Genomic DNA, 23,150 nt, shown 5'->3' on the forward strand with positions numbered 1-23,150 from the left:
TTCAAAGTAAACTTTGGCGACACCCCGACGTAGGTTAACCTACGCCGAGCCTCACGATCTAAGTTTTTACTTTAAATTTTGTACATCATTCGCTATGAAGTGCTGAGCGTAGGTTAACCTATCCCGAATCGTTCCTCTCGGGACTGTGAGCGTTCGGGTGACTGCAAATTTAATTTTGCTTATCAGCAACTCAATAACAAACAATTATATTAATATTCTAATTAAGCCTTTTATTGAAAAAATAATTATGTATAAACCCCCTATTACAAAAGGGGATATTGTGCTAATCGACATTTTACATATCACATTTTACCTTATCAAGTTATAATTTTGATTTTGGTAGCAAAGCAATACAGGTTAACTGACTTCAAATTTCTGATTTCTGACTTCTGACCTCTGACAACTGACAACTGACTACTGACCACTGACCACTGACCACTGACCACTGACTTCTAATTATGCTTCGCTGCCATCTCAAACACCAATTCCCCACCTTGCAATATCATACTGTGTCTGATGTATTTTTCCTTCCATGGGTATCCCTGCCATGTAATACTTTTGACATAGACATTTTTTGGACTTTGATTTTTAACCCTAATGGAGAATGTTTTACCATTTTCAAGTTTGATATCTACACTTTCTACCAATGGACTTCCTAATTGATACTCGTCTGAACCGGGGCAAACAGGATAGAATCCCATCGCAGAAAATAAATACCAGGCGCTCATCTGACCACAGTCATCATTTCCACTTAGACCATCAGGACCATTTTTATATTGATTCTTGATGATCATGCGGACTTTCTCCTGTGTTTTCCAGGGACTGTCTGTCCAATTGTATAGATAAGCAACGTGATGAGAAGGCTCATTGCCATGTACATAATTTCCTATGATGCCATCTCGTGTTATGTCTTCTGTTTGAGCGAAATACTTATCCGGTAATTCTTTGTTAAACAAATCGTCCAGATACTTTTCAAATTTTTGCTTTCCACCTAAAAGACCCATTAAGCCTGGAACATCCTGAGGAACATACAAACTGTAATTCCATGAGTTGCCCTCTATGAATCCCTGACCATCCGTGTCCAATGGGTCGAATTCTTTTTTAAAAGTTCCATCAGCTAGTTTAGGCCTCATAAACCCAACAGAGGGATCAAAGACATTTTTGTAATTATTTATTCTTGCAGAGAATTCTTTTAAGATATCATATCTGCCTAATTTTTTTGCCATCTCGTGAATACACCAGTCATCATATGCAAATTCAAGCACTTTGGAAACAGAGGCCCCGGACTTGTCCTCCGGTATGTAATTCATGTCGATATAATAGCCAAGACCATCAAACTTTCTATTTCTTGCTGTGGTCACACATGCCATAAGTGCTACATTTGGATCTCCTTTGTAGGTCTCTTTCATGATAGCATCAGCGATGACGGATACACTGTGATAGCCGATCATACACCAATTTTCATTGGCATAGTGACTCCATACCGGCAACATGTGCATGGCACTTTGTGAATAATGAGCCATCATAGACTGGATCATGTCATTGTTGCGCTGCGGCTGTATGATATTGAAAAGAGGGTGGAGTGCGCGGTAGGTATCCCAAAGGGAAAATATGGTATAGTTCTTAAAATTTTTGGCATCATGGATGTTCTGATCGATACCTTTATATTTTCCATCTACATCCTGGTATATAATAGGAGTGAGTAAAGAGTGGTAAAGCGCTGTATAAAAATTGACCATATCATCTTTGGCACCTTTCATTTCTACTTTGGCAAATTCTTTTTCCCATAATTTTCTGGCATTAGAACGAACTTCTTCAAAACTTTTACCACTGGTTTCTGCTCCTAAGTTTGCCAATGCGCCTGCAGGGCTTACTGACGATAGTGCCATTTGTACTTCTATGGACTCACCTGCTGCCATGTCAAAGTCGAAATACATACGGAGTTGTTTGCCTGCTTGTTCCGGGAAGTTATTTTGTTGGTCAAATTTCCCCCAAAAACCTCTGTAAACATCACTTTTATCGTATTTTCTACAACCATAATTAGCAAATGGTTTAGAAAATCTCATTGCAAAATTCACCGTCCTGGATCGTGCCCAACCATTAGTTTGTCGATATCCTACCACCGTATATTCATCAATGACTTGAACGAAGGTCCACACATTTTTGCCCTCATAATTGTATATGCCATGCATCAGATCCAGAATGATGTGAGACTTTCCTGCCTGATTGAAGGTGTATTTATGCACACCTACTCGCGGTGAAGCGGTCATCTCAGCCACTATGTCATCATCGTCCAGTTTCACTTTATAATACCCGGGAGAAGCCACCTCATTAGCATGGGAAAATCTTGACCTGTAACCGTCTTGAGGGTTTTGTGCAGTGCCGGGATTTAATTGCAACTCACCTTGCGTCGGCATGATGAGGAAATCACCCAGATCTGAATGCCCGGTGCCACTGAAGTGAGTATGACTAAAACCAACTATCGTCTTATCATCGTATTGATATCCTGCGCAATATTTATAAACATCAGGATTGTATTTGCCATCGACAGCATACTGCAACGTATCGGTATCGGGACTTAATTGTACCATACCAAAAGGTACCGTGGCCCCCGGAAATACGTGACCCATACGCTGTGTTCCGATAAAGGGGTTGACATAATCATATGGTATCATGTCAGAATTCTGGCCGATCAAATTATTGCAGGTTAAGAGTGTGAAACAGAATAGAAGGTAGCGCATACATTTTTTTGTAAAGATAGGAAAGATGTAAGAAAATTTTAAAATGGATATTGTAGGGACAGGTCGCGACCTGTCCTTACAATATCCATTTTAAAATTCATGTCACATGTATTGCTTTTCTTCCAAAATCAAAAAGATAACTTAAGAAAAATTAAAAGCAGGTGACGCAGATATTTTATGATCAATTATGATATAAAATGCATTATTACACAAATTCCTCTTCGAGAAGCTAAGGTTTAAATATTAGTTATTCAGCTTAAATATAAGAGTCTCTTTTGGGCATGCGCACAAAATAAATATTATTAGCCACTAATTCCACGAATGATGCTTTGCATCTAACACGAATTTATTCGTGTAAATTCGTGCAATTATCTGCGATGCTGCTACGCGGTCGTGGCTAAAGAAATAAGAGTTTTAAAAATGGTAGGAAATTTGACAGATCAATATCATTTTTCACATGGCAACAAATTAGTAAATAGGGCATTAATTTAGTTGTAATGAAGCGTAAAAAGCATAAATTAACTACCATGATTTTCAGGAAGTTGCGATTGGTTATAGAAGATGAAACTTCGATCATTGAGCCTAGTAAATAAAAAACATTTAAATAGATATAAAAATTTTAATAACTATGCTAACTAGTTGATATACAGTGATATAATTATTTATATTCACAAATTATATATTTATATTTTTGATAACCAAAGCAATAAACAACTCCGAACCTTTAGTTATTAAAAAGGGGTGATTATAATTTGCTTTTAATTCCTCATTCCAAAAAACCATATTCACTCAAAAATGCCGGAAAAGATCACTCTCTACCGGCATTTATTAGTTAAATTAAATAATTCATATTTATTGCAGTTGATAGAATCCTCGGGTAATTAAAGCCTCCCCTTCATCGTGCTATTTATAGCATCCATCTCTCTGGCTTTTTTTAATTTCTGATTGCCAAAATTATAGGTGACTCTTACATTCATCTGCCTGTTAAAATCATCATTCTCTACATTATTATAATATCCATCGCTTTGTTCGCCGGTTATTTTTTCAACATTAGTCCTTAATATGTCCTCAATTTCCACCATGAACGTCCAGGATTTCCATATCTTTTTGACATTTACATCCAGACTTTGCAAAGTTGCCAACTTGCCCAATTCTATTTGTTTCGGAGATAAATACCAATAATTAATTCCCAGAAATAAGTCTTTCTTCGAAGTAAGTCTGATATTATTATTTATTTGCAGAAAGAGATTGGTATTGGCATTGTCAACACTATAAGGAAACAATGTCTCAGTGATTCCTTCTTCCGGTAAATATGTAGGATCGCTAGTGACAGTGCCTTTGAAACTATCATATTCTAAAGCCGCCATATAATTGGCACTCCAGATGCCATCAAACCAGGATTTATTCATGCCTAAAGACAAACTAAGTTCTTCTTTGTTGCCATAATTGGTCCTTATATAACGCAAAAACCTTGTCTCCTCCATTGTTGCATTATTGATCTGAATTCCTTGCATCGGAATCTGACCTGATGCATCTTTGACTATTTGATATTGTACGATGGCATAATATGCATTTTTGAACATGTAATTCAACTCCTGATTATAATTTTTTGATGCAAGAACAAATGGATTATTTTGGAGATAGTTATTGGGTGTAAAATATCGTCTTATCGGATTTAATTCCCAGAATGTCGGCCTGCGCACCCTACTTGAAAATGAATAGGTTAGACTATTGTCCTCATTTATAGAATAATTTACATTTAAATAAGGTAATATATTGTTGTAATTTCTTTTGAATCCGATCGCCTTATCCAACACTCTACCTTCACTGTTTGTATTCTCAAATCGTGTACCTACTTTTGTTGAGAATTTTTCATTCATGGTCAATTCCACAGTGGCATAAAGTCCAATGATGTTTTCTTCGTAGACAAAGTGATTGGACCGTGCTTCATTGTTGACGTAGCCATTTTCTGAGATCATATCTTGCTTCGTATCATTATCCGTCTTCGTATTGTTATAACTACCCCCAAACATCCACGTGGTCTTGCCTTTGGTTTTGTGGACATAGTCCAGAAGCGCACCCACGTTGTCGATATATTGAGGAACAGATTGGTGAAAAATACTTGGTATTCCCCCGCCTGCAGGCGCGGATTCATTCGTACTGTTCATCTTACGTTCATACTTTAAAAATGAAATATTAGCGGACAATTTACTTCCAAGAGAATCGGTTTTGATCTCATAATTTAAGTTTGCAGAATGATTTCTAGTTAGAGCATTTTCCTTATTGGTGGTTCTGTTATCCAGGATTCCACTGGAATAGTTGTCGACTTCGAGAAGGGAATTGTAACTTTTATTGAACCTGAAATTATATGTCATACCAAGAGATTGCCTTTTCGTCAATGAATAATCGGCACTAATATTAACTCCAAAATTCAAATTTGGATCAGTTGAACTCCCGAATGTTTCATTTCGGAATTCATCATTGCCATTGGAAAGTGCATATTTTTCCTGGTCTTTAAAAGAACCTGCATTAATGCCTGTATTGATCGCCAACTTGTTTTTTCGAAAGTTGAAATTGGCTCCTGCCCCCGGATTGTTGTAATATCCTTGATTGTCTGATAATTTTAAGGTACCATTATAACCGTCACTCAATTGTTTTTTCATGACGATATTGATGATGCCGTCATTGGCTTCCACCTGAAATTCACTTCCTGGAGTGGTGATGACTTCGATGCGCTGGATCTGTTCAGATGGAATATTTTTAAGGTATTCCGTAATTGCCTCGGCATCCATGTTGGTTTTTCGACCATTAATATAGATGATGGCACTTGACTTACCCAGAATTTTTAAAGATTTTCCATCAGTACTTGATACCAACGGGGTCTCTTGCAATAAGCCAAATGCATTATTTCCTTTGGCCTTTGATGAAATAGAAACATCATAAACGAAACGATCAGATTTCTTTTGAAAAACTTTCTGTCGCACGACGACTTCGTTCAATTGTATTTCTTTGATCTTTATTTTGAGATTTTTTTCAAGATCTGATTCAATTTCGATACTCTGATTATAAACTTGTTCAAAATTGTAATTGACTATTAATTGATACATTCCCGGAGCTAAGTTTTCAAAAATATATTTACCCTGCTCATCCGATAAGTTGCTCCACTCATTGTCTGGACTTTTCAATATTATTTCAATGTAGTCCAATGGAGCAGAGGTAGTTGAGTCTGTCACTTGGCCATTTAAGCTGTATTGCCCGAACGCACGAAAGCTGCTCATTGCAATGAAAAGTAGTAGTAGATATTTCATATTATTCGTTTTAAATGTATTTGATCATTTATTAGGCGTGTAATGCTGTTGATTAGTTACATCCACTTCATACACTTACTGTTATTTACATAGTACTGCAAACATAATACTACTGTGTAAGACATAGTACATTGTTTGGGATATATTAGATAAGTTGGCTTATTCTAAGGCATGAATGGAGTAAAAATGAGGATGAAAATTTTCTTGGTATTAGGTAAAGAAGTGGATAATAAATAGACAGAATATCATCGTTCGAGATTAAAATGATCGTGTAAAAAAAAAGTAAGAAATTAGAAGTCAGAGGTCAGAAGTCAGTAGTCAGTAGTCAGTAATCAGTGTCCTCTCATAATATAGGTTGACAAGCTACTACCTAAAGCCTAAAGATTGTTAATAACTTTTATTGTTATTTAGTTGGCAGTAATTTAATTTTAATAATCAAGGTCAAGCGGAAGTGAGCAATGCTGGGGAGCAACTCACCAGGAATAACCTTGTAGGACAAAAAATGTCTTATAAATTGGGCCTCCTAATCTTTTTTAGGAGGTCTTCTTTTTGTGCTAAACCAAAGATATACATTTTTGGACTTTTTATGCCTTTATAAACCCATTGTCTAAATGTGTTTGATAGTTAAATATTTGCATCTCTGTTCGTATTTTTTGCTCACTAATCTCATTCTCAAACTCAAGCGGCGATTTCCATCCCAGCCTGTTTTGTTTTCTATTTGTATTATATTCATACTGTATCTCAGCTAACCCTTTGTTAAATTCTATTTCGTTCCGTCCTCTTTTGAGTGGTAGAAAATGATGCTTTATCATGCTGTTTCTTTGCTCAGCATAAGCATTGTCCAGACAATTGCCAGATACACTTATTCTCATTTTAACAAAGTCCAACAAGTCCATATAACGGTTTGAAAAATATTGTGACCCTCCATCCGTATGATGAATGCAATATTTGATTGCCTCAATGCCCCTTAAATTAATCAACTGCTCTAAAGGTCTTATGCCCTCAATAGCCCGCATTCTCTCACCTCCATATATCCCAACCATCATTGCACTATACAGATCAAACAGGCTGAATACAAAATATCTCTGACCGTCTTTATATACATAAGTTAAATCACCCACTATAACCTGATTAATATTATTGACTTTTAATCCGGCAACAAGGTTAGTATATTTTTTACTTCTTGAGCTGGCTTTGGTAGTCACTATTCTTGTATAAACCGGCCGGAGTATCAGGCCATAGTCGCTCATCAGCTTCTCAAACTTATTGACCCCGATATTATATTGCTCTTTAATATTGAGATTATAATACAAGGTACGGGATCCTGCATTTGCATCCTTTGTGGAGCGGTATTGATCGACTTGACTTTCTACTACTTCCATTGTAGCCTTCAGCTTACCCATTCTGGCCACCGCTTGAAAATAACCCTGCCGGCTCTTGCCAAAATAGGCGTAAACCTGTTCAGCTCGGATCTGTGCATCAGACAATCTGCTTAGCACATTTTGCATGATTTTCAATTCGTTTTTTTTTCGAACCTTTCTCCAAGCCTTTCCTTTGCAAGCTTTGCTAACTCTTCAAGATGAAGGATCCTGATCTGCTGTTCACCAATGATGGTTTTAAGCTTTTTGGCCTCCTTTTCTAGTTCCAAAACCCGATTGATTTCTGCAGGTTTTTGAATAAGAATCTGCACAGGAAGAGGCTCTTTACCATACTTCCGTATCCAGTTTCTTACATTTTCAGCTTTGACAAAATATAGTACACTTACTTCTTTGACAGAAATGGCACCTGATTCAATTTTGAAAACGATTTCTTTTCTAAATTCTTCACTAAATCTTCTACGTCTCCTCTCTTCTATTGTCATTTTTTAGTACTTTTATTCAAAGTTACTAACATCTTTTCTGTCAACGTATTTCATGAGAGTACACAGTGTCAGTCAGTAGTCAGTTTACCTGTAATGTTTTGCTTCCAAAATTAAAGAGATAACTAGGGAAAAAGGGAACGCAGATGACGCAGATTATTTATGATAAAGGATGTCGATATACGAATTTCTATTTTTTGAGGGGGGTAGGGGGAGGTGTCATTGACACACATAGCTTAACTGATTAATTAGCAGCGAATTAAATTTAGTTATTTAAGAGAATGAAACACCGAATCGAATGCGCTGTAAATTTATCATTTATCACTTATGAGAAAATTAGAAATTAGAAGTTAGAAATTAGTTAACCTGGAATTCTTTGCTTCCAAAAATCAAAATAGATAACTTGATGAAAAGGGAACGGAGATGACACTAATTTTTATAATGCATTAAAACTCCATATATTTTAGCCACTACCGCGAAGCAGCATCGCAGATAATTTCATTAATTTTCACGAATAAATTCGTGTTAGATGCAAAGCATCATTCGTGCAATTAGTGGCTAATAATTCTTTTTTGGGCGAATGCTCAAATGAGAGTATAAAGTTTAAATCAAAACAACTAATGTCAAATACTTCAACTGTAAAAACTTAGTTTTAGTTATATAGAAGAATGACGCTCCGAAGTATTGCTGATTACATATTACCGGTATTACTCATTACCCATTGCTTATATTAACATCATAATCCTTCAACGATGTCTCCAAATGCTCCGGTGAGATAAAATGAATTACATGGTAACCAAGGGATCTTGCCGCATCCGCATTTCTTTTATTATCATCGATAAAAAGAGTTTCTGAAGGTTCCAGCCCATAGCGGTCGCGAAGAAGATGCCAGATATCAGGGTTTGGTTTGGCCATGCCTTCTTCGCCACTGATGAGGCGGCCATCGAACCAATGAAGGAAGTCAAATTTATTTAAAGCAATTGGAAAAGTCTCTGCGCTCCAATTGCTCAGCGCATATAACTTGAATAAATCGAGATCTTTTAATTTTCTGAAAACCTCAACTGTGCCATGTATCCTATCGCCAAGCATTTCTTCCCAACGACCATAGAAATCGCGGAGGGCTTGATCCCATTCGGGAAAGAGTTCGATTCGCTCCTCTGTAGCTTGAGCAAGAGGCTTTCCTGCGTCCTGCTCTTCATTCCATTCGAATGTTGCGACTTCATTAAAAAAAGTATCCTGCCTTTCTTTTGATTCGAAGTAGTTCTCATAGACATACATTGGATTCCAGTCGATCAGGACACCTCCGAGGTCGAATACTATAGTTTTTATCATGATTTGAATTAAAGTTAAAGATAGTGGTCAGTGGTCAGTGGTCAGAAGTCAGTAGTAAGTGGTCAGTGGTCAGTGGTCAGAAGCCAGTGTCCAACAAATAGCATCGATAGCGGGCTTGCCCGACTAAAGAAGTGACGGCAGGAAAATTCCGATAGTAATGTCCCACAGATCAACATATTTGAGGAAATTCTAAATTCTAACTTTCTATATGATAATCAATATTATACAAATAGATATACATTACAGAAAGTGCGAGCTCAAAAGATATAATTAATAGAACCGACAAATACTATTTAGTCAGTAGTTCCTCCGTACTGCTTGTATCATTGCCGGTAGCTTTACCCAAGGCAATAGCTTTTTCGGCGGTTATTCTTGCATTTTCTTTATCTCCAGCTTTGAAATAAAGCCATGCCAAGGTATCATTGTTGGCATACTGAGATAGCTTGTTTACAGATGCCTGAGCCCAAACAATGGCTTGTTTGATCTTTGCAGGATCATCAAATGATTCATAAGCATACCAAGCAAAACTGTTCAATTCCTGAGAGTCAAACTTGTCTACATTTTCAGGAGTAAGATATTCGGTCAGTGCCTGATTATACTGCTCTGTTTCTTTATTTTTCTTGTGATAAAATGTAGCCAGATAGAAAGAAAGAATACCGCGCTCTTCAGGATAAACTGCGCTTAAATGTTGTTGAGCTGCAGGCAAATCAAGCTTTTTATTATAATCGCTTTTGAAATAATTGTATGCAAGATTACCAAGGAATTCGCTGTGTAATTTGGCAGTAATAGCCTCTTTGTTCTCAAGTAAAGTAGAATGATTCACCGAATTAGGATTGATGGCAAAAGCATTTAACCATTTTATATTTTCATCAGTGGTCAAATCTTTTTGAGTTTTGAAATATTCCTGAGCTACTGCATCTCCTTTTGGATCGCCAGTCTGATACAATAGATTGAGATAATTCGACAGGAGTGTTGCATCTCTGTCTCCGGCCTCAAATTTAGTTTGTAGAGTGGCATATTGCTGTTTGGGATCATTCGCTTGTTTGCCCAGGGATACGAATTCTACTGCATCCATGTAACCAAGACTAAGGTGGATCAATTTACCGCTTCCATCTATAAATAAATGAGTTGGATAAGCATTGACTTTGTAAGTTTTGGCAAGTCCGGTTCCCTCACCTTTTTCCATATCTATCTGAGCATTCACAAAGTTTTCATTGAAATATTTACCAACCTGAGCATCAGGAAAGATACTTTTTTTCATCATTTTACAAGGACCACACCAGGAGGTGTAAGCATCCAGATAAATCAACTTTTTCTCTTTTTTAGCTTTTTTAAGAATTGATTCCCAATTGCCTGTTTCGAATACTATGCCTTGCCCAAACATTGTGAATGAGCCCATAACTGTTAGTAGTATGAAAAGTATTTTTTTAGACATGATGTAAGTTTTGAAAGTTGAAAAATAATTATTTGGAATTGATCCTCAAGATGGTGTTGTCATATTTTGTGGTGTCCTGATTTTTTTTCTCAGCTTCAGATTTAGCCTTTAATGCTTCCTTTAATGCATTGTCTTTATCTTTGGACCAATCCAGAAAAATAGCATATTCAAGTCTTTTTGATGGATCGTCACTTAAATCCGCCTGTTTGCTATATAATAAAGCAGCTGCTGATTTCATATCTTTTTCACCAACATACAAAGTTGTTAGAGATTTAATGATAGGATCGATGTCGATGAAACTTTTTTCGTTAAGTGCTTTTCCTATTTCGCTTGCTATTGAAACATATTTAGGGCCATCCTTCGCAGCATCAGCTTGAATAAGAGTTGATTCCAATTGGAAGATCTTATTATTATCTTTATCAAGTACTTTTTTAGCAGTTTCTTGTGCAGAAGCAAGCAAGTCCGGGCTTTCGTATTCAATTGATTTGCGCACACTGGCTATAAGTGCAGCATACTTTCTTTTATTAAAATCTTGTTGAGAATAAATCTTTACGATCTTTTTTTCATTTGCTATTAATTGATCGAAAGGTTTTGAATCACTTGAAGTTGCTGCTTCATAAATGATTTTATAGTGAATATCACTGCTACCAGTCTTATTCTCATTCAAATAATCATTTGCTACTTTCAAACTGGATTTGTTTGCAGCATTCAATGCTTTGATGTAGTCCAAAATAAGTTGAGGACTTTTATCACCCTCCTCGTACTTTTTAGCATAGACCGGACTTCTATCAAATTTGTTGACTGCAGCAGTAGCCATTTGGATAAAGCCTGCCGCATCTGATCCTCCAACCTTATTAAATACCAAATTGCCTTCACCATCTATAAATACGAAAGTGGGATATGCTCTAATACTATATTTCTTTGCGAAGGCAGGTCCCTCACCTTTCTCCATGTCCAATTTGAAATTAATAAAATTCTTATTGAAATAGGTGCCGACTTCTGGTTGTGGAAATATATCTGCTGCCATTCTTTTGCAAGGACCACACCAGGAGGTATAAGCATCCACGAAAACCAATTTATCAGATTCTTTGGCCATGGCTTTTGCCTCGTCCCAACTCCCATGAAAAAATTCAATACCTTGACCAAAAAGGTTAAAGCCACTAAAGGTGATCAGAGCCAAAAGAAATATTTTCAAATTCATTATTATATTTTTAAAGAAAAGGGATGTATTATTATTTTCTGTTTTTTCTTTCAAATTCTTCTATGAGCTGTGCATCAGTCTTGTCCAATGTAGGTATAAGTAGTTTTATATCTTCGGCTAATTTATGATTAGGATAGGCTTTTAGAAAATCTTCGTAATATTTTTTAGCAAGTTGTTTGTCATGAAGATCATTGTCAAAAGTAAAGGCTTTCTGAAACATTGCATCTGCAACCCATTTTGAGTCAGGATATTTTTCAGAAATCAAGCTCCAGATACCTATAGCTTTAGCTGGATCTTTCCTTCCTTTGACTAGCGCGCCAGCTTTGAATAGTAATTCAGGTGTGGTGCTGTCTCCTTTTATTCCATTGGACATCAGCTTTGCATCTTCATAAATTTGTTTTGTGCTATAAGAAGAATCTTGCTCGGCAGAGTTAGTCAGAAATACACTATCTATATATTTCTGCACTCTTTCATGAGCGGCAGATGAGGATTCACTCCCCAGATTATTTCCATCTGGTACTTTTGGTTCCGGACGACATGCTGATAAGCAGAAAACTATCGTTGCAAAAGTAATTATCAAATATTTGTAAATCATGAACCTCTATTTATTTTGCAAAAATAGTCAATTTCAAAGTATTACTTGTTGGCAAGCTCTTTGATCTTCTCTTCAAGTTCATTTTCATCACCCGGAACGTAGCCTGAATGTGTCCAAACAATTTTCCCACTTTGATCTACTAAAAAAGTTTGAGGCACTGCCTGGAAGTTAAATGCCTTCTGCAACTCTTGATTGGGATCTGACAGTATAGTATATTCCCAGCCTTTTTGTTCTACCATAGGTTTGATCTTGGAGGATGATCTTGAATCATCAGTAGATATTGCAATTAATTCTACACCATAAGTTTTTTGCCAATCTTCATATAAATCATTAATTGCGTCCAGTTCTTTCTTGCAAGGTGCACACCACGTCGCCCAAAAAGAGATAACGGTAATTTTGCCGTCCTTAATATAATCTTTTAACGTGACGTTTTTACCATCAAGAGATTTGATTTGAGTGGTAGGAAGGTTTGATTGTGCAGATAGAACACCAGAATAAAATATTACAAGTGCAATAAAAAATAAGTTAAAAATTTTTTGGATTCGCATGAATATGATTTATTAGAATTTTTGATTTAATTATTGAGTTGCAAGGCACTATAACATAAAGGAAATACAATTTATAATAAACATCACTCTATTTAACTAGACTTTAACCATTATGATAGTGAAAATACCTTATTATGATTTTTAAGCCGCAAAACTAATTTATTTTTTACCAATTATTTATTGTTTGAATCGCTCATTTCAAAAAATAAAAATATACTTTTGCCTCAATATTTAAAATATTCGCAAACCTCTATATGCAAAAAGTAGTTTTTACCCTTTTCCTAATGGTGTTGTTTTGGAGCAAAAGTGATGGTCAGGGCATTACTGCCGGCAAGATCTCTGGAAGTCTCCAGACTAACCTGAATTTCTTTATGAAGGATGAGTCAATCAATGCTGCAAATACGCCGCAATATGAGACTCAGCTTTACGGTGCGGATTCCTGGCTCAATGTCAATTATAATGTCAAAGGCTTCGATGCGGGCATTAGACTGGACGTTTTCAATAATTCATATCTTTTTAATCCAAATGGAGGTTCTTACACGGCGGTCGGTATCGGAAACTGGTATGTCTCCAAGCAGATAGATAAATTGAACATAAAAGGTGGATATATATATGATCAGATCGGCTCAGGTATAATATATCGTGCTTATGAAGAAAGACCATTGGCCATAGACAATGCGCTATTCGGAGTGCGGGCAGTATATGAAATAGCGCCGGATTGGAAGATCAAAGGATTCACAGGTCAGCAAAAATTTCAATTTGATCGTTATGGAGCTATTATTAAAGGAGCAAGCATCGAGGGTTACTTATCTACTAATGATACTACAGGTAGGGCTTCACTTTCTATTTCTCCGGGAGTGGGCATTGTAGCCAGAACGCTCGAAAATTCAACTACTGACGCTATTAATAATGTATTAAAATATTATGAGCCTAAAGACAGTATTCACTCTTACAAGACGAATACTTATGCGATGACATTATATAATACCTTGAATTATGGTCCGATCAGCTGGTATGTGGAAGGTGCTTATAAAACAGCAGAGATCATGAGGTCGCCGACAGCGTTCCAGCATATTGGACAGGATTCTTCTGCAGGTAAATTCATTAAGGACGCAGGGACTGTATTCTATTCAAGTTTTAGCTATGCAGATCATGGACTGGGTATTTCGGTGGAAGGTAAGAGAACAGAGAATTTTTCATTTAGAACAGATCCAAATTTACTACTCAATAGAGGACTTGTTAACTACATCCCTGCGATGTCTAAGGTCAATACCTACAGACTTACTTCGAGATACAATCCAGCCACACAATTCATGGGAGAAGTAGCCTTCCAAGTTTGATGTTCAATATAAGTTCAATAAAAAGGTGAGTGCTTTGGTTAATTATTCACATATTAACTCGCTGGAAGATGTCAAGCTCTATAGAGAGATTTATGGTGAAGTAACTTATAAACCTAACAAGAATAATAACTTTATCATTGGGTTACAAAGACAGGTTTATAACCAGTTTGTCTATGAAGGTAAAGTCAATGCTCCGAATGTAGAGACTTATGTGCCTTTCTTGGAGTATCTTCATAAATTCAATAAGAAGACAGCTATTCGATTGGAAGGGTCAGCCATGTTCACTGATCAGGATTACGGAAGCTGGGTATATGGCCTTGCAGAGTTTACTATAGCTCCTCACTGGAGTTTTGTCGTCTCTGATATGTATAACTACGGGTTCAACTCTGAGAAAACCAAAAAGGCAAATAATTATCCTTCAATCGTTGCCTTTTATAACCGTGGACCTAATAGATTTTCTGTGGGTTACATCAAGCAGGTGGAAGGAATTGTTTGTACAGGTGGTATTTGCCGATATGAGCCTGCATTCAGCGGTGTTAGAGCAACATTATCTACCTCATTTTAATATTATTATAATTAAATAATGATGATCAATATTTTTAGACTTTCATGCTTCCTTTTCATTGCCGTTCTATTTAATGGTTGCTCAGAGACAGAAATAATAGTGCCAAAGGCGGGTGAAATTATTTCAGACAGAGTTGTTCTAATTGAGGATTTTACTGGAGTAAAGTGTCCAAATTGTCCAAATGCTGCTAGAGAAATCACTTCTTTAATGGGTAGATATCCCAAGAATGTTGTGGCTGTTGCTTATCATACAGAGTTTCTTGGATCCCCGATCACAGAACCTGCTGAGTACAAAAGTAAATATGATTTCAGAACTACGGATGGAGAAGCTCTTGAAGGGCAAATGGGATTCTATTTGGGTAAACCTGCTGTAAGTTTGGACAGAAAGATCTATAATCCATTGGAAGATTATATTCTTACGAGCACTGCAGTGCTGGGAAATATTGAAAATGAGCTGCGATCTATACCTAAAGCAAAGATCACGATCAATAATACTTATGATTTCAATACAAGAAAGCTAATAGCAAATATTACCATAGATCCGGTAGTTCAAACTTCCGGAGAGTTCAGAATACATGCACTTGTGACCGAATCGGATATCCTTGATTCTCAGGAAGATAATATTATTTTTGTCAAGGAATATCAACACAATCATGTATTTAGACAGATGCTGACTGAATTGGCAGGTGATCCTATCGGTTTGACACTTACTCCTGGGTCTCAGATTAAAAGAACATATGAATTTACCCTGCCTCCAGAGAATGGATGGTGGGTTGCTAAGAATTGTCAGGTGGTCGCATTCATTTCTGATCTTTCACAGAAGACTTATTCAGTTGGTGCTATCGTGCAGGCTGCAGAGCATCATGTAATTGATTAATAGTTCAACTTTTTTTAGGTTGCAGGGTATTTGAAATTAGAAGTCAGAAGTCAGAAGTCAGAAGTTAGAAGTCAGAAGTCAGAATGAGGCTCCGATGGTTCTGTCCAGCAATTGATGTAGTTTGGAATCATTGGGGTGGATCTGCCTTGATAACTGGATATTGCACTTTATGATATCAGTCTTACTTAAGAGCATAAAAAAAGGGAAATATTTCTTCAAATATTTCCCTTCTAAAAATTTATTAAGCATCACCCTTTCCGTAGTTGACATCGAATAATAAAACAATCTTTTATCTTTTAAAAAACTGGTGTTTTATTTTCCGTTTCGATATGTTACAAAGATGACATCATATATTCAAGAATATCTCATCCTTTTCAGCCATATTGAAAATTAGTAGTTTTACTGTATGTTTTGCGAAAGTAATCACATGGATAGTGGAGCTCTTTGTCTATATTTGAAGAGTAATAATGAATAGATATTCTTGTTGGGACAAAAGAATTTGTTCAGAAAAGAGTTCAAATTGAGTTATACTGCGAAATAGTTGTCAATTAAGTATTCGTATTTCGAATAAATAAAAAGAATGGGTCGTCTAAGTGCTTGGATTTTGAAAATTTTGGGTTGGAAGATACAGGGTTGGAACCCTTTATTACTCCGACAATATATATTGATCGTAATCCCTCATACATCCAATTGGGATTTTCCACTGGGATTGTTGACCAGAAGTGCGCTTTCATGGCACATTAATTTTGTAGGAAAAGATACCCTCTTCAGATGGCCATTTGGGGCAATCCTCAGATGGATGGGTGGATATCCGGTAGATCGACGCAAGAGTAATAATTATGTTGATGCCGTTGCTGAGGTATTTCGTAATAATCCTGATTTTCGACTCTCTATCGCTCCTGAAGGAACACGAGGAAAAGTAGAAAAGCTTAAGTCCGGTTTTTATTATATAGCTCAGAAAGCGCAAGTACCCATTATTTTGGTAGCCTTCGATTATGGTAAAAAAATTGTAAAAATTGGCGAACCAATCTCTCCAAATATAACGTATGATGAATTGTATGTTCTTATGAAGCAATTCTATCATGGTGTAACTGGCAAAAATAAAAATTTGGGCTTTGATTTTCAATGATAAATTTGTGATTTACAGCGTTTTTTGCTCTTTTATGTGATTATAAAGTCATCTTTTTGGATTTATTTGAAGGATTTCTAATTTTATTTATTTTAAATTATATGCAGCGAATTGACTTTGCAGAGCATCTTATCCAAGAATGAAATGGTTTATTTCCATTCATTTAATTTATTTCACAACATTAAAATAGTCAATCAATGTTTAAATCTACAATCGGAGTCCTTACTATCGGCTTAATCGCCATGCTCAGTATGAGCAATATGGGAGGCCGGGCAAAACAAGGAGGCGAAGGGAATACCGGAGCTCCGGGAGATAAGTCTTACAACTGCTCGGAATGCCATTCCGGGGGCGCCTACAATGTTTCTACAGCTATCACTCTTAAAGATGAGGAGGGAAATGTGGTGGATAAGTACAAACCATCTACGCTGTACAAACTTAGTTTTAGTTTTACTACCATTAGCGGATCCAATCCAAAAGGATATGGCTTCCAATTAGTTAGTATTGTGGATGGAGCTAATACCAATGCAGGTACGATGGCAAATCCAACAACAGATGCACAGGTTACCTCAAAAAATGGCAGAAGTTATTTTGAACACAAAAAACCATCTTTCAACTCTACATTTACCGTCGATTGGACATCTCCCGCTGGTGGAAGTGGTAATGTCGCTTTTTATGGTGTCGGGAATGCCAATAATACAAATTCCAGCACTTCCGGTGATGTAATCAAAGCAGCGGATCCTTTATTTATAACAGAACAATCTGCCTCATCCGGCTCTATCACGCTGTCGAAGCTATTCTTATTTCCTAATCCGGTTTCCAATGAATTAAGATGGAACGCACCCAGCGGAAGGTCTGACTTAAATTACACGATATACCGCCTAGACGGGACAATTATTGAAGTACCTCTGAGTAGCGCAGCAAACGGAAGTTTTGATGTAAGTAAATTTTCTCCGGGGTACTATATTTTAATGGCAAAAACAGCACATGGTGAAACTATAGCGAAGAATAGTTTTATAAAAATATAGTCGCAAATCGCCTATAAGAAATTTTGAAAAGAGATAGTTCGTTGTAACTATCTCTTTTTTTGTTAGTAACTATGAATTTATGATCCTCAAACCCTCCTCATATTCCTTATATTTATTAATATTGTGCTCTATTGCAGAAAAGCGATATACTACAGATTTAAGAAAATATGGGTGCATTAATAGTGATTTTTACCGGAGCCTTGGTCGTTTTATTTGCAGGATTATTTGCAAAAAGATCCATACTTCAGGGAATTGGTTTAGTTACCGCACTTGGCGGACTTGTACTGTCTTTAGTGGCATTAAACAGTGAAGTCTTTGACCTACGGCATATGTTGATCTTTGATCATTACGCATTGGCCTTTACAGCTTTAATGTGCCTGGCGACCTTTCTTGTATTTTTAGCTTCAGGATATGGATTCAGGCAACTTGGGGAGACACTTGGCGACAATTACGGCTTGATCCTATTCTCTTTGTGTGGGGGGATTTGTATGGTCTCTTTTCAAAATATGGTAATGTTATTCCTCGGAATCGAAATACTCTCTATTCCATTATATGTATTAGCCGGAAGCAGAAGAAACGACCTGGGATCAAATGAAGCCTCTTTAAAATATTTTTTGATGGGCGCATTTGCCACAGGTATTTTATTGATGGGTATGGCTTTATTGTATGGCGCTACAGGTACATTTGACGTCGTGGCTATGGGTGAAAAGTTGACTTCCGGAGGCCTCTCAGGATATGGATATATTGGATTCATGTTGTTAACTATCGGACTGTGTTTCAAAATTTCAGCTGCTCCTTTTCATTTTTGGAGTCCTGATGTGTATCAGGGAAGCCCTACGATCATCACTGCCTTCATGGCATCTGTTGTCAAAATTGCAGGATTTGGAGCATTGGTAAGAATATTTAGTATATCGTTTGTTGGTGTTGCCGGAGAATGGATGACGATGCTGGGAGCAATCGCTTGCCTCACTATGACTGTAGGCAATTTTGGAGCACTTATGCAGAGCAATTTCAAAAGGTTATTGGCTTACTCTTCTATCTCTCATGCGGGCTACCTTTTATTAGGTGTAGTCTCCCTCCAATACAATAGTGTGAGCAGTGTATTTTATTATTTAACAGCGTATTCCATAGCAACCATAGTAGCTTTTACAATTTTTATGTTGATAAGCGAACAAAAAGCTTCTGAGAACATTTCTGTGTTTAATGGCTTAGCTAAACGAAAACCATTGTTGGCATTTGCAATGACGGTAGCCTTGCTTTCAATGGCAGGTATACCTCCTTTAGCAGGATTTTTTGGCAAATATTTCTTGTTTACCAAAGCTTTAGAGGCCAATCCTGTCATGGTGATAGTAGCTGTCATCAATTCTGCCATAAGTATAGCATATTACTTCAAACCTATCACAGCTATGTACTTTACGAAAGAAGAAGATGTAGACAATGAAGTCCTTTTACCTGGCTTGATAAAGACTTCTATTGTGCTTTCACTCTGTCTGCTCGTCATTATGGTAATATTTCCGGGTTGGTTGCAAGGTCTAGTAGGATAGAAATGTTGAATATTGAAGGTTAAATGTTGAATTAAGCATGATTGAGATTGAATCGGCGATGCATGATTATTTTTATACTTTACCGGGAACTTTCATTCACAATTACGAATTTTGCCTAAAGCCTAAAGCCTAAAGCCTAAAGCCTAAAGCCTAAAGCCTAAAGCCTAAAGCCTAAAGCCTGTCATTTATCTAGCTATTGCCTTAGTTTGTAGAATTAATTTTACTACTTAGAATATCAATAGTATCATTACGAAAATATTGAATCAGATGTACAAATTGTTGATATTTCTTTTGATCCCTTTCGTTATTCCGAATCAGGCCATTGCTCAAGAAGTATGGACATTGGATCGGTGTATTAATGAAGCAGTGCAGAATAATCTCCAGCTAAAGCAGTCTGATCTGATGATTCGAAGGGATGCTATTAGTTATACCACGGCTAAGGCGGGAAGATTTCCTGATCTTAATGGTTCAACTTCCTTTTATGAGAGTTTTGGACGACAGATAGATCCGACTACCAATAGTTTTAACAATCAGAATTTCGGAAATCAATCATATAATCTACAGTCAAGTGTTACGCTGTTTAACTTTAATAGGATCAATAATACGATCAAACAAAGTCAATCTAACCTCAACGCTTCTGAAGCTGACAAAGAACAATTAGTCTACGATATCTCACTTAGTGTGGCCCAGGCATATCTTATTTTGTTGGTCTCAAAGGAAAACCTCGAAGTAGCGAAAAAGAGTATGGATCAAATTACTGAACAACTTCGGGTGACAGATAAAATGATTAATGCAGGTTCGAAAAATAAAAATTCACGCCTTGACATACTTGCTCAACAAGCTCAGAATGAAACCCAAATTATAACTGCTGAAAATGATATTGCGAATGGATTATTAAATCTGAAGCAACTAATGTTTGTAGATGCAAGTGTTAATATCGATGTAATAGCGCCTGCTGTGCCTATTCCTGTGGAGAATCCGGATATGATCGATTATGAACTGCTAGTCGCCAATTCATTGAAGACACAACCACAATTTCAATCATTTTCAAGTCAGATCAACAGTGCTTTATTGGGAGAAAAAATTGCAAAATCACAAGGACTCCCTAGTCTTGGTGCACAAGCATCTGCCGGAACTAATTATTCCTCTCTTAATCAACGAATCCTTAGTTTTAGTACAGTAGAACAACCTGTAAAGGTTAAATTTAATAATGAATTTGTAGATTTTGCAATTATCAACGATGTTCCTATCACAGGGAATAACCCCTACTTTTCTCAGTTAAATCAAAACTTTGGATATGGTATTGGAGTTGGATTACAGATACCTATTTACAATAAAAATGCTGCACGTTCAGCTATACAAAATGCAAAATTAAATACCGAATCCATACGAATTCAGGATACACAGGCTCGTCAGAAACTCAGAAGTGATATAATGAAATCCTTAACGGATGCACGTGCAGCAAGAAGAACGTTGGACGCATCTATTCGCAGCCAGGAAGCATTGGAAGGTGCATACAATGACGCCCAGAAAAGATTTGAAATCGGTACAGCCAATTCATTCGAATTAATATCCGCTAAGAATAATCTGGACAATGCTGAGCGCAGCATTATTATTAATAAATATGACTATACCTTCAAGATGAAAGTATTGGATTATTATGCTGGAAAACAAATTACATTTAACTAAAGAATACAAGCTAATAAATGCCTAGAAATAACAAAAGAAAATGGTGGATCATTGGTTTGGTCTCCCTTGTCGTCATCCTCATAGTTGCAGCTGTAATAAATGGAAAGAATAAACCTAAAGGCCAGGCTGTGACCTTTGAGAAAGTTTCGGAAAGGACCATCAAGGAGATAGTTTCTGCTTCGGGGAAAATTTTTCCTGAGAATGAGGTAAAGATCAGTTCAGATGTGTCAGGTGAGATCATTGCGCTTTATGTGAAGGAAGGAGATACCGTCAAGGCTGGACAATTGCTTGCTAAGATCAACCCAGATAGCTACCTGCCTTCTGTGCAAAGAGGACAGGCTTCTGTCAAAAGTTCAACTACGCAAGAGGCAGTTTCTCGGTCGCAAATTAACAGTGCCAAAGCACAGATAGAGGAGGTGAATGCCAGGTTGACCAATGCCAGACAAACTTATAAAAGAAACAAACAGCTTTTCGATGACGGTGTCATTAGTAAAGCTGACCTTGAAGCATCTCAGGCATCACTGGATGGACTTATAGCTAATGCCAAATCTGCTGAGGCTGGCTTAAAACAAGCTCAGGAAAATGCCACTGCCAGCAAGTATGGTACACAAAGCGCAAAAGCTTCACTGGATGAATTGAAGACGAGTCTAAATAAGACATTTATTTATGCACCTGTAGATGGTGTCATTAGTTCACTGAATGTGGAAAAAGGTGAACGCGTCGTTGGAACAATCCAGATGTCGGGTACGGAAATGATGACCATAGCCAACCTGAATGTCATCGAGGTTCAGGTAGAAGTTTCAGAAAATGATATTGTCAGAGTAAGTAAAGGCGATCTTGCAGAGATCGACGTAGATGCATTCTATGGTAAGAAATTTACAGGAGTGGTAACTGAAATTGCTAACAGTTCATCGACAGCATCTACTGCTGCAGCATCATTAAACAGTGATCAGGTGACTAATTTTGTGGTGAAGATTAGGATGGATTTTGATTCGTATAAAGATATGATTAAAAAAGGTCAGCCATTTCCATTCAGACCAGGTATGTCCGCATCTGTGGAGATAAATACTAATACGGAATCAGGCATTGTAACAGTTCCAATTCAATCAGTTACAACCAGAGAAGACCCTAAGATGAAAAGTGATACAGCCTCTAAAAAGAAAGCTAATCTTGTAGAAGTTGTTTTTGTTCAAAGTGCTGATACTGCCAAAATGGTGCAGGTTAAAACCGGTATTCAAGACGACGAATTTATCCAGATTCTCGAAGGATTAAAAGGAGATGAGATAATCATCACCGGACCCTATAGCACTGTTTCAAGGATACTAAAGCAAGGTGATAAAGTACATAAAGAAGAAAAGAAGACGGAAGATAAGGATTTTAAGAAGTAATTTTTAATTTTTAATTATTACTTCGCTGCAGCATTATTGATTGTTCATTATTCATTAAAAAAGTCCACTCCCTAACCCACAGAAACACAATTTCGTAACCTGCCTTCATGCTTTCGGCAGGCATGCTCAATTGTGTTCTGACTTCACTTTGTGCAAGTAGTGACTTGCACTTCGTTTCGTTTTACTTCCTTAAAAAGGTCGCTTTGGCACCTTTTCTGTGTCGTTCACCCTCTCCAAAGAGGGACATCTGCAGCTTATCATAGTTTTGATTAATGATGGATAAAAGTAAAATGTTCAAAGATAGCCTGATACAAGCATCTTGAAAAATTACAGGTTCGTCTATTTTTCATTTTTCAATAGAAAAGCCTCCCTCTACCCCCCTCCAAAGCTAGGGTTTATACACAAATATTAACAATGCTCATAAGTGATTGATAATTAATTAGATACATTGATATATTTCAGTATTTTTAGGATAATTTAATTGCTTTACTTACTTTTTTTTCTTGGCAAAAAAAAGTAACAAAAAAACCCAAGGCTAGACACCCCGCCTTCGGCACCCCTCTGCCAGAGGGGTAG

General features: G+C 36.9%; 17 protein-coding genes. 8 read left to right on the forward strand and 9 right to left on the reverse strand.

Translation table 11 applies throughout. From position 1 onward, the window contains the following. Positions 1–452: 452 nt before the first annotated feature. The 9 genes from IPI15_RS08880 to IPI15_RS08920 all read right to left on the reverse strand — a co-directional run bounded on the left by IPI15_RS08880 (position 453) and on the right by IPI15_RS08920 (position 13,018). Entirely contained in the window at positions 453–2,741 is a 2,289-nt protein-coding gene (locus IPI15_RS08880) for a GH92 family glycosyl hydrolase (protein ID WP_287401824.1), read from the reverse strand. 881 nt (positions 2,742–3,622) lie between these two features. Further along, on the reverse strand, positions 3,623–6,049 hold the full coding sequence (locus IPI15_RS08885) for a TonB-dependent receptor domain-containing protein (protein ID WP_287419923.1): 2,427 nt from the start codon (positions 6,047–6,049) through the stop codon (positions 3,623–3,625). 584 nt (positions 6,050–6,633) lie between these two features. Further along, the gene (locus IPI15_RS08890) at positions 6,634–7,557 is read right to left on the reverse strand and encodes a DDE-type integrase/transposase/recombinase (protein ID WP_287401826.1); all 924 of its coding nucleotides are present in this window, start codon (positions 7,555–7,557) and stop codon (positions 6,634–6,636) included. A 5-nt stretch (positions 7,558–7,562) separates the two neighbouring features. Continuing rightward, on the reverse strand, positions 7,563–7,910 hold the full coding sequence (locus IPI15_RS08895; protein WP_287404269.1) for a transposase: 348 nt from the start codon (positions 7,908–7,910) through the stop codon (positions 7,563–7,565). A 711-nt stretch (positions 7,911–8,621) separates the two neighbouring features. Next, the gene (locus tag IPI15_RS08900; RefSeq protein ID WP_287401828.1) at positions 8,622–9,239 is read right to left on the reverse strand and encodes an HAD family hydrolase; all 618 of its coding nucleotides are present in this window, start codon (positions 9,237–9,239) and stop codon (positions 8,622–8,624) included. 289 nt (positions 9,240–9,528) lie between these two features. After that, on the reverse strand, positions 9,529–10,674 hold the full coding sequence (locus tag IPI15_RS08905) for a thioredoxin family protein (protein ID WP_287401829.1): 1,146 nt from the start codon (positions 10,672–10,674) through the stop codon (positions 9,529–9,531). Positions 10,675–10,702: 28 nt separating this feature from the next. Further along, positions 10,703–11,875, reverse strand: a complete 1,173-nt coding sequence (locus tag IPI15_RS08910) for a thioredoxin family protein (RefSeq protein ID WP_287401830.1) — start codon at positions 11,873–11,875, stop codon at positions 10,703–10,705. Positions 11,876–11,906: 31 nt separating this feature from the next. Further along, positions 11,907–12,470: a tetratricopeptide repeat protein gene (locus tag IPI15_RS08915; protein WP_287401831.1), complete on the reverse strand. Its 564-nt coding sequence runs from the start codon at positions 12,468–12,470 to the stop codon at positions 11,907–11,909. A 41-nt stretch (positions 12,471–12,511) separates the two neighbouring features. Further along, positions 12,512–13,018 carry a TlpA family protein disulfide reductase gene (locus tag IPI15_RS08920; RefSeq protein WP_287401832.1) on the reverse strand — a complete coding sequence of 169 codons (507 nt, stop codon included), beginning with the start codon at positions 13,016–13,018 and terminating at the stop codon, positions 12,512–12,514. Positions 13,019–13,272: 254 nt separating this feature from the next. Here IPI15_RS08920 and IPI15_RS08925 point away from each other — a divergent pair, with 254 nt between their 5' ends. From IPI15_RS08925 to IPI15_RS08960, 8 genes are all read left to right on the forward strand, one after another. Then, a complete protein-coding gene (locus tag IPI15_RS08925; RefSeq protein WP_287419925.1) occupies positions 13,273–14,358 on the forward strand; it encodes a DUF6029 family protein in 1,086 nt (361 codons plus the stop codon). Positions 14,359–14,392: 34 nt separating this feature from the next. Further along, entirely contained in the window at positions 14,393–14,923 is a 531-nt protein-coding gene (locus IPI15_RS08930; protein WP_287419927.1) for a DUF6029 family protein, read from the forward strand. Positions 14,924–14,944: 21 nt separating this feature from the next. Continuing rightward, complete coding sequence (locus tag IPI15_RS08935) at positions 14,945–15,799, forward strand: Omp28-related outer membrane protein (protein ID WP_287419929.1); 855 nt, start codon at positions 14,945–14,947, stop codon at positions 15,797–15,799. A 580-nt stretch (positions 15,800–16,379) separates the two neighbouring features. Beyond that, positions 16,380–16,928, forward strand: coding sequence for a 1-acyl-sn-glycerol-3-phosphate acyltransferase (locus IPI15_RS08940; protein ID WP_287404265.1), 549 nt, complete (start codon positions 16,380–16,382; stop codon positions 16,926–16,928). 197 nt (positions 16,929–17,125) lie between these two features. After that, positions 17,126–17,953: a choice-of-anchor V domain-containing protein gene (locus IPI15_RS08945; protein WP_287404267.1), complete on the forward strand. Its 828-nt coding sequence runs from the start codon at positions 17,126–17,128 to the stop codon at positions 17,951–17,953. A gap of 167 nt (positions 17,954–18,120) precedes the next feature. Then, positions 18,121–19,497, forward strand: a complete 1,377-nt coding sequence (locus tag IPI15_RS08950; protein ID WP_287419930.1) for an NADH-quinone oxidoreductase subunit N — start codon at positions 18,121–18,123, stop codon at positions 19,495–19,497. Positions 19,498–19,764: 267 nt separating this feature from the next. Further along, the gene (locus IPI15_RS08955) at positions 19,765–21,186 is read left to right on the forward strand and encodes a TolC family protein (RefSeq protein WP_287401839.1); all 1,422 of its coding nucleotides are present in this window, start codon (positions 19,765–19,767) and stop codon (positions 21,184–21,186) included. A gap of 17 nt (positions 21,187–21,203) precedes the next feature. Then, a complete protein-coding gene (locus tag IPI15_RS08960; protein ID WP_287419931.1) occupies positions 21,204–22,574 on the forward strand; it encodes an efflux RND transporter periplasmic adaptor subunit in 1,371 nt (456 codons plus the stop codon). The last annotated feature ends 576 nt before the right edge of the window (positions 22,575–23,150 follow it).

It is taken from the genome of Candidatus Brachybacter algidus (assembly GCF_016707225.1).
GTDB lineage: Bacteria > Bacteroidota > Bacteroidia > Chitinophagales > Saprospiraceae > Parvibacillus > Parvibacillus algidus.